Genomic DNA, 15,599 nt, shown 5'->3' on the forward strand with positions numbered 1-15,599 from the left:
TTTTTAATCGATTAAGAACCGCTTCATGTATCTATAGAAGGGACTGTCAGAAATGAATCATCCGGCATCTTATGAAGGCCGCCGAGTTGTCGTAATAGGCTTGGCTAGAAGCGGGGTAAGCGTTGCGAAAGTATTTCATCAATTAGGTGCGGAAGTCGTAGTGAACGACATGAAAGCTCGTGAATTATGCCCCGAAGCGGACGAACTGACTGCTTTGGGCATTTCTGTGCTATGCGGTTATCATCCAGATGATCTAATCACAGAGGAAACAGCGCTGTTAATTAAAAACCCTGGAATCCCCTATACCTCTCCGCCTATACAGCGGGCAGAGGAGCTTGGTGTTGAAATTATTACTGAGGTAGAAGCAGCTTATTGGCTGTCACCTGCACCAATTATCGGTATAACAGGCTCAAATGGTAAAACGACAACGACGTCTTGGATCGGCGAAATATTAAGCGCGGCGGGCTTAAGTCCAATCATAGCTGGAAATATCGGTCGTCCACTATGCGAAGCAGCTTTGGAAGCAACGCCCGACCAGTGGATCGTTGCTGAGCTAAGCAGCTTTCAATTGAAAGGAACAAGCGAGTTCCGTCCACATATCGCTCTTTTGCTTAATATTGCGGAGACACATCTGGATTATCATGGCGATATGGATGACTATGTGAATTCAAAAGCCAAAATATTTGATAATCAGTCAGAGGAGGATGTTGCGGTCATCAACTGGGATGACCCCGAATGCAGAGCGTTATCCGAGTTTCTGATCGCACAGCTTCTGCCGTTCTCTCTCTATGAGCGACTTGAGACAGGCATTTACATAGAACCGCCGTACGTGCGGGATTTGGCTGACTCTGAGCAGGAAGATGGAGCGATCGACAGACATATCATCTTCCGCCAGTCGGAAGATACGGCAATATCAATTTTGCCTGTCGCAGAGCTTGGTATTCCAGGCCGTCATAATGCGGCTAATGCGCTTGCAGCTATTGCTGCCAGCTTAGCGGCAGGTGTAACTCCGGAACAGCTTATAGAGCCGCTCAGGGAGTTTAATGCTGTAGAGCATCGTTTGGAATTTGTGCGAGAAGTGAACGGAGTCAAATACTATAACGATTCGAAAGCGACAAATTCGGTTGCAACGACTATCGCAGTTCAATCGTTCACAGCGCCTGTCGTGCTTGTAGCGGGAGGGTTAGATCGCGGCTCAGATTATATGGAGCTCGTTCCTGTATTTCGCGAACGACTGAAAGCGCTCATTGCATTTGGTCAGACTCGGGAGAAGCTTTCCCATGTAGCTGAACTAGCAGGTTTAGGTAAGGTCGAAACCGTCGAACCTAGTGAGGACGCCGAGTCCGTCCTTAAGCAAGCGGTGAAACAAGCTGCAGCGATCGCTGAGCCGGGAGATATCGTTTTATTGTCGCCGGCTTGTGCAAGCTGGGATATGTTTACATCGTATGAGCAAAGAGGGCGCATTTTTAAAGATTCGGCGCATACCTTGTAAGTAGGGGGCATGTCCCTACTTTTCCATGCTAAGAGGTGTGTTTGCTATGGCCAAAGCGCGTTCTGCCCCGGATATTTGGATGCTGACTGCAATTGGGCTCATTCTGGCTATCGGGTTAATTATGGTGTACAGCGCTAGCGCAGTGCTTGCTTTTCATGAATTTGGTGATCGTTTTTACTTTGTGAAGCGTCAGGTGTTATTTGCCGGTCTAGGGATAGGTGCATTAATCTTTACGATGAATACACATTATACCATTTGGAAAAAGTGGGCACCGATGGCTTTGATTATTTGTTTCGGGCTGCTGCTGCTCGTTCTAATCCCTGGTATAGGTGTAGTTCGCGGCGGTGCAAGGAGCTGGCTTGGTATTAGCTCCTTTGGTATTCAGCCTTCGGAGTTTATGAAGCTGGCGATGATATTATTTCTGGCCAAATGGCTCTCGGAGAAGCAGCAAACGATCACACAATTCACGAAAGGGCTAATGCCGCCGCTTGGTTTAGTTGGACTTGCCTTCGGCCTAATTATGCTGCAGCCGGATCTAGGTACGGGGGCAGTTATGGTAGGCGCCTCTATCATATTGATTTTCACAGCTGGCGCAAGAATGAGTCATTTGGGCGGTTTGGCGTTTATCGGTATCGCAGGTTTTGTCGGACTCATTATAGCTGCACCATACCGATTAAAGCGAATAACGAATTTTCTTGATCCTTGGGCTGATCCGCTTGGCGGGGGCTATCAAATTATTCAATCTTTATATGCCATTGGACCCGGTGGTTTAGTTGGGCTTGGACTAGGCATGAGTCGTCAGAAATTCAGTTACCTGCCAGAACCGCAAACCGATTTTATTTTCTCGATCATAGCAGAAGAACTCGGTTTTATTGGCGGAGTTACACTTATATTATTGTTTTTAGTGGTCATTTGGCGAGGGATACGCGCTGCCATTGCAGCTACGGATACTTTCGGAAGCTTGCTTGCTGTTGGAATTACGGGTATCATCGGCGTTCAAGTATTGATTAACATAGGTGTCGTTATCGGCATGATGCCTGTTACGGGAATTACTTTGCCGCTCGTTAGCTATGGGGGTTCATCCCTTACTCTTCTGCTGACAGCACTAGGTATTTTGTTGAACATATCTCGATATTCGAGGTGAGGCTTTATGCCTAACGTTTATATTGGCAAAGGCTTGTTTTTCGATAAAATAACAACCAACGTCCGGCTATTGATCGGTTTGGAGTTTGCTGACCAGCGACTGCAACGATTAAAGCCGGATATTGTTGTTTGCGGACACCTCTTTCATTGAATTAAACAGACAAATCTCTGGAAGGAAAACTTAGGGATACTGTCTTTACTAAATAAATAAGCAGAAGCGCTCGGATTACTCCGTTCTTTGACAGCTGTTTCAGCTTCATATGGTGGATAGAGCTTTCAATGAGCTAACTTGCTCTGTGTAGGCAATTGTCACACAAGAGCCTATATAGGCATAAGATACACTATATTCGTGACCGTCGCTCGAAAGGAGCGTTTAATGCAACAGATGAACTGGATGCAGCGTTTTTGCTAGCTAAAGGGAATCGCGAATTGTTTTATTTTATTGTACAGCTTGCATGTGTTTACGAGGTGGTATTGCTTCGCAAAACCTAAGCTTATGCTTACGAAGTAGGTTTTGCTTCGCAAAACCTTGAGGAGGTTCAACTAATGGAAGCATTTAAAGCGGAATTGGAACAAGCTGATTTTGGCGAAGTTTTGTACAACGAACCGCTATCGAACTATACAACATGGAAAATCGGTGGTCCCGCCGATATTTTAATCCTCCCTCGAAGCAAAGAAGAATTGGTAGCGGCGGTTCGGTTGTTGCAAAAACATCAAATCCCGTGGACTAATTTGGGCAGAGGCTCAAACATGTTGGTGAGTGATAAAGGGATTCGCGGCGTTGTAATTAAACCGCACAGAGGGCTCGATAACTTGCGCTTTGAAGGATCGCTAGTAATAGCCGGTGCTTCATATTCATTAATTAAGCTGTCAGTCATGGCTGGTAAGCAAGGTCTGACCGGACTTGAGTTTGCAGGGGGAATCCCGGGTACGGTTGGCGGAGCCGTCTATATGAATGCTGGCGCGCATGGATCAGATGTGTCACGTATTTTTAAGTCAGCTGATATTGTACTGGAGACAGGAGAATTGGTTCGCTACGATCGAGAGGCTATGAATTTCTCTTACCGCCATTCTATACTTCACGAGCAAAAAGGTATTGTCGTTGAGGCAGCCTTTGAGCTTGCAGAAGGGGATAAGAAGGAAATACTCACAATGATGGCCTCCTACAAAGAGAGAAGATTGAGAACGCAGCCACTGCAGCTTGCATGCGCTGGCAGCGTATTTCGCAATCCACCTAATGATTACGCCGCTAGACTCATTCAAGAGGCTGGTTTAAAGGGTGAACGACTCGGAGGAGCGCAAGTATCGGAGCAGCACGCCAATTTTATTGTGAATACCGGGCAAGCAACAGCTGAAGACGTTCTCGCCCTCATGACTCATATAAAAAGCACTGTTCAGGACCGCTATGGCATCCTGTTGGTGCCGGAAGTATTGGTGGTGGGTGAGCGGTAATTCGGAGGTGATACATTGGACAAATTGGTGATTGAAGGCGGGAAACCTCTCTCAGGAACCATAGTTATCCAAGGAGCGAAAAATGCCGCTTTGCCGATTCTGGCTGCCAGTCTATTGGCCGATGGCACAACAACGATTGATCATGTGCCTGATTTGCTGGATATCGATGTCATGCTGAACATTTTGCGCGAATTAGGATGCCGCGCCGAGCATACGGGAGGAACTGTTGTGCTGGATACTGAACCTGCACATACATCTCACGTGCCGGAATCGTTAATGAGACAGATGCGATCTTCTATTTTCTTAATGGGGCCATTGCTTGCTAGGTTTGGTGAGACCCAGGTTTATCTACCAGGGGGATGTGCGATCGGTGAGCGAAAAATTGATCTTCATTTGGAAGGTCTTCAAGCTCTAGGTGCAGAAATAGAAGAGCTGGGTAACCGGATCATATGCCGTGCAGACAAATTACGTGGTGCCGATATACATCTAAGTTTTCCAAGTGTTGGAGCAACGGAGAACATTATGATGGCGGCTACATTAGCTGAAGGCCGAACAACGATAAGCAATGCAGCACGAGAACCGGAAATTCAAGACTTGCAAGGGTTTTTAAATGCGATGGGTGCAAAAATTATGGGAGCCGGAACCGACACGATAACGATAGATGGGGTACAGTCGCTAACGCCTTGTCGTTATAAGGTTATTCCGGATCGCATCGTTGCGGGGACCATCATGGTAGCCGCCGCCGCGACACGCGGTCAAGTCACGCTTCAAAATACGCAGCCAGCCCATTTATCCTCCTTGATGCATGTTCTGCGCCGGGCAGGTGTTCAAATCGTTGTCGACGGTGATATAATTAAAGTAGGCAGTGCAACAAGGCCTAAAGCGGTTGAAAGAATCGTAACCTCTCCATACCCGGCTTTTCCTACTGATTTGCAGTCTCAGGTTATGGTGCTGCTTACGCTTGCAGATGGTGTGAGCATTTTGAAAGAAACGATTTTTGAAGGCAGATTGAAGCATGTCGATGAGTTGTCCCGCATGGGTGCAGATATTCGCGTAGATATGAATGCCGCATTCATTCGCGGAGTCCCGAGGCTTTATGGTGCGACGGTGGAAGCAACAGATTTGCGGGCGGGAGCTGCCCTTGTAATAGCTGGTCTGGCAGCGCAGGGAAGGACAGTGGTTGAGCAAATTCACCACATCGATCGAGGCTACGAAAAAATCGAAACGATGCTGTCAAGGCTGGGTGCGCGTATTTCACGAAATTCACCAGTGCCTAATAACTAATACTATGCGTATGAGCTGCAAGATAGAAACAGCCGGTACCCTATTGATGCTAAGCGAAGGCTAATGCTGAGAGGTTAACCGGATGTTTTTTTGGGAAAGAAGGGACAAGTTATGAGTGCGCAAATGCCAGTACTGAAGGAGCCTGCAAAAAAACGAATGGGCAGTCGAAAGTTAATGACTGTACTCATACTTTTATTTGTGGCACTTTTGGCAGTATTATTTTTTAATTCCTCAATTAGCAAAATATCTGAAATACAAATTGAGGGAACTAGATTCGTTACGAGAGAAGAAATAGGAAAGTCAGCCGGGATCCTGGTGGGTGATGCCTTCTTCCGTACTACGTCCTCTACTATAGAAGATAGAGTTCTAACGTTGCCGCAAATTAATGAGGTAAGTGTAACGAAGGTGTTTCCTGGGTTGTTAAAAATTGCGGTGGAGGAGTTTCCTGTTGTTGCGTTTGAGCTATCCAAGGAAGGAGAAATGACGGCACTTCTGTCAAATGGAACAACTGTGGAAGCAGACAGTGATGAAATGCAGCTTGTAGACAAGCCAGTGCTGTCAGGATGGTCAGATGAAGATCCCGTAAAGGCGGAGCTGACGAAGCAGCTAGCCAAAATCTCAACAAAGCAGCTTTCCGATTTATCAGAGATTATACCTAATCCTTCTGCTGCATATCCAGACCGAATTGTAATATATACACGTACTAAGTTTGAAATAGTTACAGCAGTCTCCGTTCTTCCAGAAAAGATTGAAGCGTTAAATGCGGTTATCGAAACACAAGAGCCTGGTAAAATTACAATGCTTCTAGCGGATACATATGTACCTTTTCAAACGGATAGTCTAGAAAAAAAAGATTCTGAGGAAAAAGAGACTACTCAATAGGCTGAAAGAATGGTAGAATTTTATTTATCGCATTATTACTCGATGAAGCTCTACTACAATTGGAATATAGAGTATCGCAAGGGGCGTTGCTCGACACAAAACGAGAAAAAAACGAAAATCTTGCTGAAAAAAGAGGGAAAATAATAAGAGCGTTGAATATGTAGAAAGACCTTAACATGTGAAAAAATAATTATTTATTTGAAACGGAGGTGCCGCAAGATGAGCAGCAACGACATCATCGTCAGTTTGGACATCGGTACATCCAAAGTTCGTGCTATTATTGGTGAAGTGAATAATGGATCCATTAATATTATTGGAGTTGGATCTGCCGACTCAGAGGGTATTCGCAAAGGAGCAATAGTAGATATTGACCAAACTGTGCAATCAATCCGAAATGCAATTGAGCATGCGGAGCGCATGGTAGGCATTCAAATATCAGAAGTTTACGTAGGTATTCAAGGCAATCATATTGCTTTGCAAACCAATCGTGGCGTCGTTGCAGTATCCAACGAGGATCGTGAAATTGGCGAAGAAGATATTGAACGTGTATTGCAAGCTGCTAAAGTAGTAGCGCTCCCTCCAGAGCGTGAAATCATTAATTTGGTGCCCAAGCAGTATTTAGTTGATGGTTTGGAAGGTATTTCAGATCCACGCGGTATGATAGGTGTACGTCTCGAGGTGGAAGCTACAATCGTCACAGGGACGAAGACTGCTATACATAACCTTATGCGTTGTGTAGAGAAAGCGGGCCTTCGTATTTCTGGCGTCATTTTGTTATCATTAGCATCAGGCGTTGTTTCGCTGACTAAAGATGAGAAAACGATTGGCACTGTACTTACAGACATAGGAGCAGGATCCTGTACGATTGCGATCTATGATCAAGGTGGGCTAGCGGCCACTTCTACGCTTCCAATAGGCGGCGAATATGTAACTAATGATATTGCTTATGGTTTACGTACACAAAGCGAGCAAGCTGAGAAAATTAAATTGAAATATGGATGCTCTAACGTATTGGATGCAGCTGAAGAAGTGAAGTTTAAAGTTGTACGTATGGGCAGCAATGTTGAAAAAGAGTTTTCACAGGTTGATCTAGCTAGTATAATTGAGCCTCGGATGCAAGAAATTTTTCAAATGGTACGACAAGAAGTACGTCGACTCGGTTATGGAGACAAGGTTAACGGATATGTGTTGACCGGCGGCTCTGTGTCGATGCCAGGAACACTCGCTTTGGCCCAGACAGAGCTGGAGTCTTCCGTTCGAATCGCACTCCCTGATTATATCGGTGTAAGAGATCCGGCATACAGCAGCGGCGTTGGCATGATTCAATATGTGTCAAAGTATATGGGAGAACGCGGAACTGGAGCAGTGAAGAAAACGGCAAGCCGCAAAGCAAGTCCAGCACCTTCAACGAAACCCGGTATGTTCGAGCGTATCAAAAGCATGTTTAATGAATTTATTTAAAGATATAAGATAATATAAGATTCACCTTTATACGATGCTTATATTTTACCGCGAAACGATGCTGTGCCGTCTCATTGATGTTGTCAGCAGTTTACGCTTGACTGGGGGAAAATGAAAGATGTTGGAATTCGACTTTGAGCTTGAGCAGCTGGCTCAAATAAAAGTAATAGGTGTAGGCGGTGGCGGCAGTAATGCTGTTAACCGAATGATAGAGAATGGTGTAAAAGGTGTAGAATTTATAACGGTTAATACCGATGCTCAAGCGCTTCATCTGGCAAAATCCGAGCATAAGCTGCAAATCGGCGATAAGCTGACGCGCGGTCTTGGAGCGGGTGCAAATCCAGATGTAGGCAGTAAGGCTGCCGAGGAATCTCGTGAAATTATTATGAACCAACTAAAGGGTTCAGACATGGTTTTTGTTACGGCAGGTATGGGTGGCGGAACGGGTACTGGTGCAGCACCGGTAATCGCTGAAATTGCGCGTGAATGCGGCGCATTAACAGTAGGTGTGGTCACTCGTCCGTTTACTTTTGAAGGCCGCAAGCGTTCGGGACAAGCTGAGCTTGGTATCGAAGCGCTTAAAGAAAAAGTAGATACGCTTATCGTAATTCCAAATGACCGGTTGCTAGAGATTGTTGATAAGAAGACTCCAATGCTAGAAGCATTCCGTGAAGCAGATAACGTTCTTCGCCAAGCGGTACAGGGCATTTCAGATCTTATTGCTGTTCCAGGTCTAATTAACCTTGACTTTGCGGACGTAAAAACAATTATGACTGAGCGCGGCTCTGCATTGATGGGTATTGGTATAGCTACAGGTGAGAATCGTGCTGCTGAAGCAGCTAGGAAAGCAATTATGAGTCCGTTGCTTGAAACATCAATTGACGGTGCTCGCGGCGTTATTATGAACATTACAGGCGGCAGCAATCTTTCACTCTATGAAGTGAATGAAGCGGCTGAAATTGTCATTTCGGCATCTGATCCTGATGTGAATATGATCTTTGGTGCTATTATTGACGAAGATTTGAAGGATGAAATTAAAGTTACCGTTATCGCAACGGGCTTTGAGCACAAGTCAGCTTCAGCACGTCGTATTCCGCAGCAACAACCTGAAGCGGTAGATACAAGACCAGCAGGTGGCACAAGTGCTGTTAAGCCATTTGGTGCTAACAATACATCAAGCGATCAGCTTGAAATTCCAGCATTTCTTCGCAATCGTCCACGCAGCGATCGCTAAATTTGTTAAACAGCGCCTCACCAATTATGGTGAGGCTTTTTTTTATTGGTTATACTTGTAAGCACCAATATGCGCTTTCGGAGTAGAAATGTGGTATGTGCGAGGTAAGGATGGGGCTGTAAGCACGTATATGCTCCTACAGCTGGAGAGTAGCCTCAGTTTGTTGTCTGTAAGCACATATATGATCTTATTGAGTAGAAATGTGGTACGAGCGAGGTAGAGATGGGGCTGTAAGCGCGTATACGTTCTTACAGCTGGAAAGTAGCCTTAGTTAGTAGTCCGTAAGCACATATATGTGCTTATTGAGTAGGAAAGTGGTATGAGCAAGGTAGAGATGGAGCTGTAAGCGCGTATATGTTCTTACAGCTGGAGAGTAGCCTCAGTTAATTGTCTGTAAGCGCATATATGCGCTTATAGAGTAGAAATGTGGTACGAGCAAGGTAGAGATGGGGCTGTAAGCGCGTATGTGTTCTTACAAAGGAAGAACAGCCTCAGTTAGTTGCCTGTAAGCACCAATATGCGCTTATAGAGTAGAGATGTGGTACGAGCAAGGTAGAGATGGGGCTGTAAGCACGTATATGTTCTTACAGCTGGATAGTAGCCTCAATTAGTTGTCTGTAAGCACATATATGCGCTTATTGAGCAGGAAAGTGGTATGTGCGAGGTAGGGATGGGGCTGTAAGCACGTATATGTTCTTACAGCTGGAAAGTAGACACTGTTAGTTGTCTGTAAGCGCATATATGCGCTTACAGACAACGTTTGTCATTTGAGCACAGTGAGAAGGCACCCCGAGTTCCAGCGGGTCTCTATTGCTATAGTTAAAGAGTAGTAAACAAAGTAGTGTGCAATTTTTCTTGGTTAACCTTATAGCAGCGGATTCGCTTGGTGCCTTTTCCTGCGGGCATCAGAGTTTGTTTAAGGGCCATGCGATGAAGCAGCTGTTGAGCATCACGTTTTGTAATTTTCAAGAGTTCGATGACATCTGCTGGGCGGATAGGTTGCTGTAAATGAGTCGCAAATCGTAATACTTCCATCTGCAGAAATATATCAGCGCTAGTTTCGTTTTTTCTGCCAATTAAGCTCCTGCCCATAAATTGTTGGATCAGCTGTTGGCACATACGAGGTTTCTCTTTGATGTCATCATAAGAGAAACGCAAGATTTTCCAACTATCAAGGATGAGATGGTTTTGACGCATTAAGGAATCTGAGAACTGCCAGCGAGAGATTTCAGAGGAATGGGTGCGGTAGCCGTCAATTTCGATGGCTAGTCGCAAGCCGGATTTTAGATAAGCAAAATCCAAAAATCGAGTACCGTCACGGAAATCAGCAATCTCATATTCCGGAAATAACCCATCCAATTCGTTAAAGGCAGGGTACCAAACTGCTTCTAAAAAGAGTTTTTCAGCATAGCCATGTCCTTCCTCCAGCCTGCGTTTACTTTCTCCCTGACGTTCCTTCAAATGCATGCTTAGCCAAAGTTCATAAACCGCTTGATACGACAAATAAATCATCCTCCCCCGATAAAATGAAAAAAACCGCATACTGCGGGAGAGATTACTCCCGAGTAAGCGGTGTGCTTCACAGCTGTTCATATGTATAAATAATAATCTATAAATAGGCGCTAAACAAGGTTTGTTTTCAAAATAAAATCCGGTCTCTTAATTAGAAATCCGCTCGTCATGAGGTCAGGAGGAGTGTGAGCATTCAGGGAGCTCTGAGGATCATTATTAAGCTGAAAATACGACGTGTAATCATTCAGATTAAGAACGATTTTCACAGCTATAAAAATTCTATTAAAAGTCGAACCGAATTCATTATCAAAAATCGACGAGTAAATTTGAAATAGATTTTTCCAAATTATCCAAAAAAGACTTGCCGTTTTTTATACTCCTACTCGACAAAAAAAGATATGTCATGCCGTCATGAATAGACAGACTTTGAAATAGGATTTTAATATACTAGTGTCAATCGTTCTCCCGGGTGCCGGCTGCAGGCCCGTTAACCGCCAATTGCAGGAAGGTGACCGAAGTGGCTATTTATGTGGATGTTATGTTTTTGAGAGAGCTGCTTGTGGACGGTGCTATTCTATTAACTACCGCATGGGCGCGGCATCTTAAACCTAAGCCTTGGCGGGTGTTGATGGCTTCTGCTGTCGGAGCTTGTTATGTCGTATTGATGTTTTTTCCACAATTATCTTTTTTATTCACGTTTGCCGTAAAAGTTGGAATGTCGTTATTGATTTTATGGATTGCATTTGGTTTCCCGTCTTTTCAGCACTATATGAGGAATGTCGCAACGTTCTATGCGGTTAACTTTGTTGCTGCCGGAGCTGTTCTTGGACTCTATTATTTGTTCATGCAAGGTTCCAGTAAAGTTTGGAAAACGATGATGTTCGTAAACGGTAACATGCGTGTGGAGTTTAAGATGGGCCTATTTTATTTCATTGCTGCGATATGTATCGGATTGTACGTATACCGTGCCGTATTGACGCAAAAGAGAGAAAGGGAGCTGGTGCAAACTCATTTGGCGGAAGTGAAAGTAATAATTGGAGAACGGATTCAAACCTGTATTGGCCTAATCGACACCGGCAATCAGCTGTATGATCCACTTACACGAACACCGGTTATGGTCATGGAGGCTTCGTTATGGCAAGATGATTTACCTGAATCGTGGTTGAAAAGCATACGAGATGCACAAGTGGATCGTCTTATAGCGGGAATGGATGAGCATACCTTTGTATGGCAAGATCGGCTACGTCTTGTACCATTCAGAGGTGTTAATCGAGGCTCACAGTTCATGCTAGCGATAAAGCCGGATGCGGTTGAAATTACTAGGGAAGGACAAGTTTTTGAAACGCGGAAGGTGCTTATCGGGCTTGACGGCGGAGATCTAACGTCTGATGGGGCATATCGAGCCATTATCCATCCGTCTATGGTACAACAGTAACGAACGTATGCTCATACAAACGAGGAGGGATGGGTCAGATGCTCGTCAAGTACAAATTGATCCTTCAGTTATATTATTATCGTGTAATGTTTTTATTCGGATTAAAAAGCGAAGAGATTTATTATATTGGTGGAAGTGAAGCGCTTCCGCCTCCATTAACACGTGAAGAAGAAGAATATTTGCTGGAAAAGCTGCCTACGGGCGATACGGCCATTCGTGCTATGCTCATTGAACGCAATTTAAGGTTGGTCGTATACATCGCTCGTAAGTTTGAAAATACCGGCATTCATATTGAAGATCTCGTATCGATCGGCGCGATTGGTCTAATAAAGGCGGTTAACACGTTTGATCCGGAAAAAAAGATTAAGCTTGCAACTTACGCCTCGCGTTGTATTGAAAATGAAATATTGATGTACCTGCGTCGCAACAGCAAGACGCGTACTGAAGTATCATTCGATGAGCCGCTAAATATCGATTGGGATGGAAATGAGCTGCTATTGTCTGACGTGCTTGGTACTGAGAACGACACAATTTACCGCAATATTGAAGAACAGGTAGACCGTAAGCTACTTCATAAAGCGCTTGATAAGCTGTCGGAACGTGAAAGAATAATTATGGAGCTTCGCTTCGGGCTTGCGGACGGTGAGGAAAAAACACAAAAGGATGTAGCTGATCTTCTAGGTATTTCACAATCCTATATTTCACGTTTGGAGAAACGAATTATAAAAAGGCTTCGCAAAGAATTTAATAAAATGGTTTGAAGTCCGCATCCCGCTTGCAGTTGTCGAACGATGTCGCAATAGGAATAAAAAGGACTCCTGAGGAGATAATGTACAGTAATGTTTCTCCTTGGGAGGTAATCACGTTGACCCGAAATAAAGTCGAGATCTGTGGAGTGGATACCGCGAAACTGCCTGTCCTTAATAATGTCGAAATGAGAGAATTGTTTACGGCATTGCAAACCCGCAATGAGTGGGCAGCAAGAGAGAAATTAGTAAACGGTAATCTGCGGTTAGTACTTAGCGTTATACAACGGTTTAACAATAGGGGAGAGTTTGTAGACGACTTATTCCAGGTTGGCTGCATTGGACTTATGAAGGCGATAGATAATTTCGACCTTAGCCAAAATGTCAAATTTTCCACCTATGCCGTACCGATGATTATCGGAGAAATTCGCCGATACTTGCGTGACAACAACCCGATACGCGTATCGCGCAGCTTGAGGGACATCGCCTATAAGGCGCTTCAGGTTAGGGATAGCTTGACGAATAAAAATTCACGCGAACCGACTATTTTTGAAATTTCGGAGGCGTTGAACGTTCCGCGGGAAGATGTCGTGTTTGCACTGGATGCGATTCAAGACCCGGTCTCATTGTTCGAACCGATCTACCATGATGGTGGCGATCCTATTTATGTGATGGATCAAATTAGCGACGAACGAAACAAGGATGTATCGTGGATTGAGGAAATCGCGCTTCGGGAAGCAATGCATAAGCTGAACGACCGTGAAAAAATGATTTTGTCGATGCGATTCTTTGAAGGTAAAACGCAAATGGAGGTAGCTGATGAGATCGGCATCTCACAGGCGCAGGTGTCTCGTTTGGAAAAGTCCGCTATTCAGCAAATGCAAAAACATGTAAAAACATAAAAAAACGGTGCCGAGAGGCACCGTTTTTTAATTATAAGTCATGCTGCATATAAATTAAGAAGCATTCATCAACCAGAAGGTTAAAAAGCTGATAACAAGGCAAAGCGGCGAGTATACATACGTATCGATTCGTGCAAATGGAGTGTTTCTAATCGTTTTGAATAATCCAACAGCTCGAAATTCTCCAATCGCTCTAGCCAAAAATACAATGGCAAGGGCCCAACCTGCAATGGACGGCAAAGATGCTGGTACGATGACAGGAATAATTTCAGCAAACATGAGAATTAAAGCTGCCGCCATTAAGAAGAGGAGGGCAACAGCTGCCGTACCTACAGGACGGGGAGTAAAAAGAGGTTGATCAGTGTGGCTCTTCGTAGGGATAGCAATGGAAAACCCACGCCTTCCTCCAAACAGCCAGTAGATATGTATACCGCTGATAATGAACAATACCGCACTAATTATAGCGGCTAATAATAATTGCAATTCATATCCCTCCTAAGCTTAAATGATTATGTTGAGAACAGGTAATCTAACGCTAAGCATTAAGAACACTGAGAGTTCGGTGCTTATGTCGTTTATACCATCCCATGTAATAATTATTCAAGAGCTCAGAGTTATTTCTGGGCTTTTTTTCAAATAATCCGCGTTTTCTTGATAAGAAGGACATTTTGGGCGATTTCCACATATAGTTATAGGAGAGATAAACGGGTGATCACTCTACTTGAAAAGTGGTGAGCGGAAATGAAAATATCTGATTTTCAGACGAAGGACGTTATAAATATTGTGGATGGAAAAAAGCTGGGTCAAGTAACCGATTTAGAGCTTGATCTGCGGCAGGGACGAATTGACTCAATCGTAGTGCCCCAATATACGAAGTTTTTGGGGATGTTTGGCGGTGGCGGCACGGAGGTCGTTATCCCATGGCGTAATATTGTTAAAATAGGGGCGGATGTTGTGCTCGTTCGAATGGATGACACTAAACAACTTCGAACTGAGGAAGATGATTTGCACGCCCGCTCATAAAACGCTAAACTGTGACTATACCAGCAAAGCTAATTTGCTTCGCAAACCTTAGCTTATGCTTACGAAGTAGGTTTGCTTCGCAAACCTTAGCTTATGCTTACGAAGTAGGTTTGCTTCGCAAACCTTAGCTTATGCTTACGAAGTAGGTTTGCTTCGCAAACCTTTAAGAGGTGATAAAAAAATGGAAGCATTTGAGCACGAACAATCAGCGAAGGGACCTTCGCTTTTTTTATTGTCTGAATGGAATGCGCGTTATGAGCGGTTAAGCGTGGGGTTTACAGGACGACAGGGCGGTGTAAGTAAAGGCCCTTGGTCATCTTTGAACATGGGTCTGCACGTGAAGGATGAGGATGACAATGTTATATCGAACAGACGATTGATGACAGATAGCATTGGTTGGCCTTTTGAAGCGTGGACTTGCGCCGATCAGGTGCATGGGAATCGCGTGCGCAAAGTAACACAAGCTGACAGAGGTAAAGGTAAAGATGATCTAGCAGATGTGCTGAAGGATTGCGACGCTATTATGACAGATGAACCAGGCGTGCTGTTGACCTCCTTTTATGCAGACTGTGTTCCATTGTATTTCTATGATCCAGATCATGATGCGGTTGCACTCGCGCACGCTGGCTGGAAGGGAACCGTTCAGAAGATCGCTGTAGAAACGGTCCGAGCAATGGAGAAAGCTTATGGAACTAATCCAGAGGCGCTTGTCGCAGCTATAGGGCCATCCATAGGCGGCTGCTGCTATGAGGTGGATGGTCCAGTCATTAATCAAGTGCAAGCTCTTTTGAATGAGCTGAATTTGACTGGAGAAGAAGAGGAATCCATGCTAAAGTTAGCCGCTGACAGCAAGGCGAACTTAGACTTGAAAGAAATAAACCGACAGATTATGATAAAAGCAGGAATTTTGCCGATACGTATCGAATTAACAGAGTGGTGCACTGGATGTAGACGGGATTTATTTTTTTCCCATCGCAAAGAAGGTGGCTTAACCGGCCGAATGGCCAGTTGGATCGGCATTCGGGAGAGGTGA

Annotated in this window: 15 protein-coding genes; 13 read left to right on the plus strand and 2 right to left on the minus strand. The window is 44.6% G+C overall.

What is annotated here, in order from left to right:
• Window positions 1-52 precede the first annotated feature (52 nt).
• From murD to ftsZ, 8 genes are all read left to right on the plus strand, one after another.
• On the plus strand, window positions 53-1,492 hold the full coding sequence (murD, locus tag AC0YN6_RS00410) for a UDP-N-acetylmuramoyl-L-alanine--D-glutamate ligase (RefSeq protein ID WP_475744332.1): 1,440 nt from the start codon (window positions 53-55) through the stop codon (window positions 1,490-1,492).
• A 46-nt stretch (window positions 1,493-1,538) separates the two neighbouring features.
• On the plus strand, window positions 1,539-2,636 hold the full coding sequence (gene spoVE, locus AC0YN6_RS00415; RefSeq protein ID WP_475744333.1) for a stage V sporulation protein E: 1,098 nt from the start codon (window positions 1,539-1,541) through the stop codon (window positions 2,634-2,636).
• A 6-nt stretch (window positions 2,637-2,642) separates the two neighbouring features.
• On the plus strand, window positions 2,643-2,786 hold the full coding sequence (locus AC0YN6_RS00420) for a hypothetical protein (RefSeq protein WP_475744334.1): 144 nt from the start codon (window positions 2,643-2,645) through the stop codon (window positions 2,784-2,786).
• Window positions 2,787-3,181: 395 nt separating this feature from the next.
• Window positions 3,182-4,087: a UDP-N-acetylmuramate dehydrogenase gene (gene murB / locus AC0YN6_RS00425; RefSeq protein ID WP_475744335.1), complete on the plus strand. Its 906-nt coding sequence runs from the start codon at window positions 3,182-3,184 to the stop codon at window positions 4,085-4,087.
• A gap of 15 nt (window positions 4,088-4,102) precedes the next feature.
• Window positions 4,103-5,371: a UDP-N-acetylglucosamine 1-carboxyvinyltransferase gene (gene murA / locus AC0YN6_RS00430; protein WP_475744336.1), complete on the plus strand. Its 1,269-nt coding sequence runs from the start codon at window positions 4,103-4,105 to the stop codon at window positions 5,369-5,371.
• A gap of 111 nt (window positions 5,372-5,482) precedes the next feature.
• Window positions 5,483-6,253 (plus strand): cell division protein FtsQ/DivIB, encoded by a 771-nt coding sequence (locus tag AC0YN6_RS00435; protein ID WP_475744337.1) that lies wholly within the window; start codon window positions 5,483-5,485, stop codon window positions 6,251-6,253.
• A 219-nt stretch (window positions 6,254-6,472) separates the two neighbouring features.
• Entirely contained in the window at window positions 6,473-7,714 is a 1,242-nt protein-coding gene (ftsA, locus tag AC0YN6_RS00440) for a cell division protein FtsA (RefSeq protein WP_475744338.1), read from the plus strand.
• Between the two features lie 118 nt (window positions 7,715-7,832).
• Window positions 7,833-8,948, plus strand: a complete 1,116-nt coding sequence (gene ftsZ, locus AC0YN6_RS00445; protein ID WP_475744339.1) for a cell division protein FtsZ — start codon at window positions 7,833-7,835, stop codon at window positions 8,946-8,948.
• A gap of 819 nt (window positions 8,949-9,767) precedes the next feature.
• Here ftsZ and AC0YN6_RS00450 read toward each other — a convergent pair.
• Window positions 9,768-10,451 carry a DNA-binding response regulator gene (locus tag AC0YN6_RS00450; protein ID WP_475744340.1) on the minus strand — a complete coding sequence of 228 codons (684 nt, stop codon included), beginning with the start codon at window positions 10,449-10,451 and terminating at the stop codon, window positions 9,768-9,770.
• Between the two features lie 526 nt (window positions 10,452-10,977).
• Between AC0YN6_RS00450 and spoIIGA the strand changes: the two genes are divergently transcribed.
• The 3 genes from spoIIGA (at window position 10,978) to sigG (ending at window position 13,543) form a co-directional block, all read left to right on the plus strand.
• On the plus strand, window positions 10,978-11,895 hold the full coding sequence (gene spoIIGA / locus AC0YN6_RS00455) for a sigma-E processing peptidase SpoIIGA (RefSeq protein ID WP_475744341.1): 918 nt from the start codon (window positions 10,978-10,980) through the stop codon (window positions 11,893-11,895).
• Window positions 11,896-11,933: 38 nt separating this feature from the next.
• Window positions 11,934-12,656 carry an RNA polymerase sporulation sigma factor SigE gene (gene sigE / locus AC0YN6_RS00460; protein ID WP_054027973.1) on the plus strand — a complete coding sequence of 241 codons (723 nt, stop codon included), beginning with the start codon at window positions 11,934-11,936 and terminating at the stop codon, window positions 12,654-12,656.
• Window positions 12,657-12,760: 104 nt separating this feature from the next.
• Window positions 12,761-13,543 carry an RNA polymerase sporulation sigma factor SigG gene (sigG, locus tag AC0YN6_RS00465; protein WP_475744342.1) on the plus strand — a complete coding sequence of 261 codons (783 nt, stop codon included), beginning with the start codon at window positions 12,761-12,763 and terminating at the stop codon, window positions 13,541-13,543.
• A gap of 54 nt (window positions 13,544-13,597) precedes the next feature.
• Here sigG and AC0YN6_RS00470 read toward each other — a convergent pair whose 3' ends face one another.
• Window positions 13,598-14,026, minus strand: coding sequence for a DUF3995 domain-containing protein (locus tag AC0YN6_RS00470; RefSeq protein ID WP_475744343.1), 429 nt, complete (start codon window positions 14,024-14,026; stop codon window positions 13,598-13,600).
• A 258-nt stretch (window positions 14,027-14,284) separates the two neighbouring features.
• Here AC0YN6_RS00470 and AC0YN6_RS00475 point away from each other — a divergent pair, with 258 nt between their 5' ends.
• Together AC0YN6_RS00475 and pgeF are read left to right on the plus strand one after the other, a co-directional pair.
• Complete coding sequence (locus tag AC0YN6_RS00475) at window positions 14,285-14,566, plus strand: YlmC/YmxH family sporulation protein (RefSeq protein ID WP_475744344.1); 282 nt, start codon at window positions 14,285-14,287, stop codon at window positions 14,564-14,566.
• Between the two features lie 181 nt (window positions 14,567-14,747).
• Window positions 14,748-15,599, plus strand: coding sequence for a peptidoglycan editing factor PgeF (gene pgeF / locus AC0YN6_RS00480; RefSeq protein WP_475744346.1), 852 nt, complete (start codon window positions 14,748-14,750; stop codon window positions 15,597-15,599).

The sequence above is a fragment of the Paenibacillus sp. J22P15 genome (assembly GCF_056269345.1).

Coding starts and splice junctions, on each gene's coding strand:
- murD (WP_475744332.1), top strand. CDS start 53: ATGAATCATCCGGCATCTTATGAAGGCCGCCGAGTTGTCGTAATAGGC.
- spoVE (WP_475744333.1), top strand. CDS start 1,539: ATGGCCAAAGCGCGTTCTGCCCCGGATATTTGGATGCTGACTGCAATT.
- AC0YN6_RS00420 (WP_475744334.1), top strand. CDS start 2,643: ATGCCTAACGTTTATATTGGCAAAGGCTTGTTTTTCGATAAAATAACA.
- murB (WP_475744335.1), top strand. CDS start 3,182: ATGGAAGCATTTAAAGCGGAATTGGAACAAGCTGATTTTGGCGAAGTT.
- AC0YN6_RS00435 (WP_475744337.1), top strand. CDS start 5,483: ATGAGTGCGCAAATGCCAGTACTGAAGGAGCCTGCAAAAAAACGAATG.
- ftsA (WP_475744338.1), top strand. CDS start 6,473: ATGAGCAGCAACGACATCATCGTCAGTTTGGACATCGGTACATCCAAA.
- ftsZ (WP_475744339.1), top strand. CDS start 7,833: ATGTTGGAATTCGACTTTGAGCTTGAGCAGCTGGCTCAAATAAAAGTA.
- sigE (WP_054027973.1), top strand. CDS start 11,934: ATGCTCGTCAAGTACAAATTGATCCTTCAGTTATATTATTATCGTGTA.
- AC0YN6_RS00475 (WP_475744344.1), top strand. CDS start 14,285: ATGAAAATATCTGATTTTCAGACGAAGGACGTTATAAATATTGTGGAT.
- pgeF (WP_475744346.1), top strand. CDS start 14,748: ATGGAAGCATTTGAGCACGAACAATCAGCGAAGGGACCTTCGCTTTTT.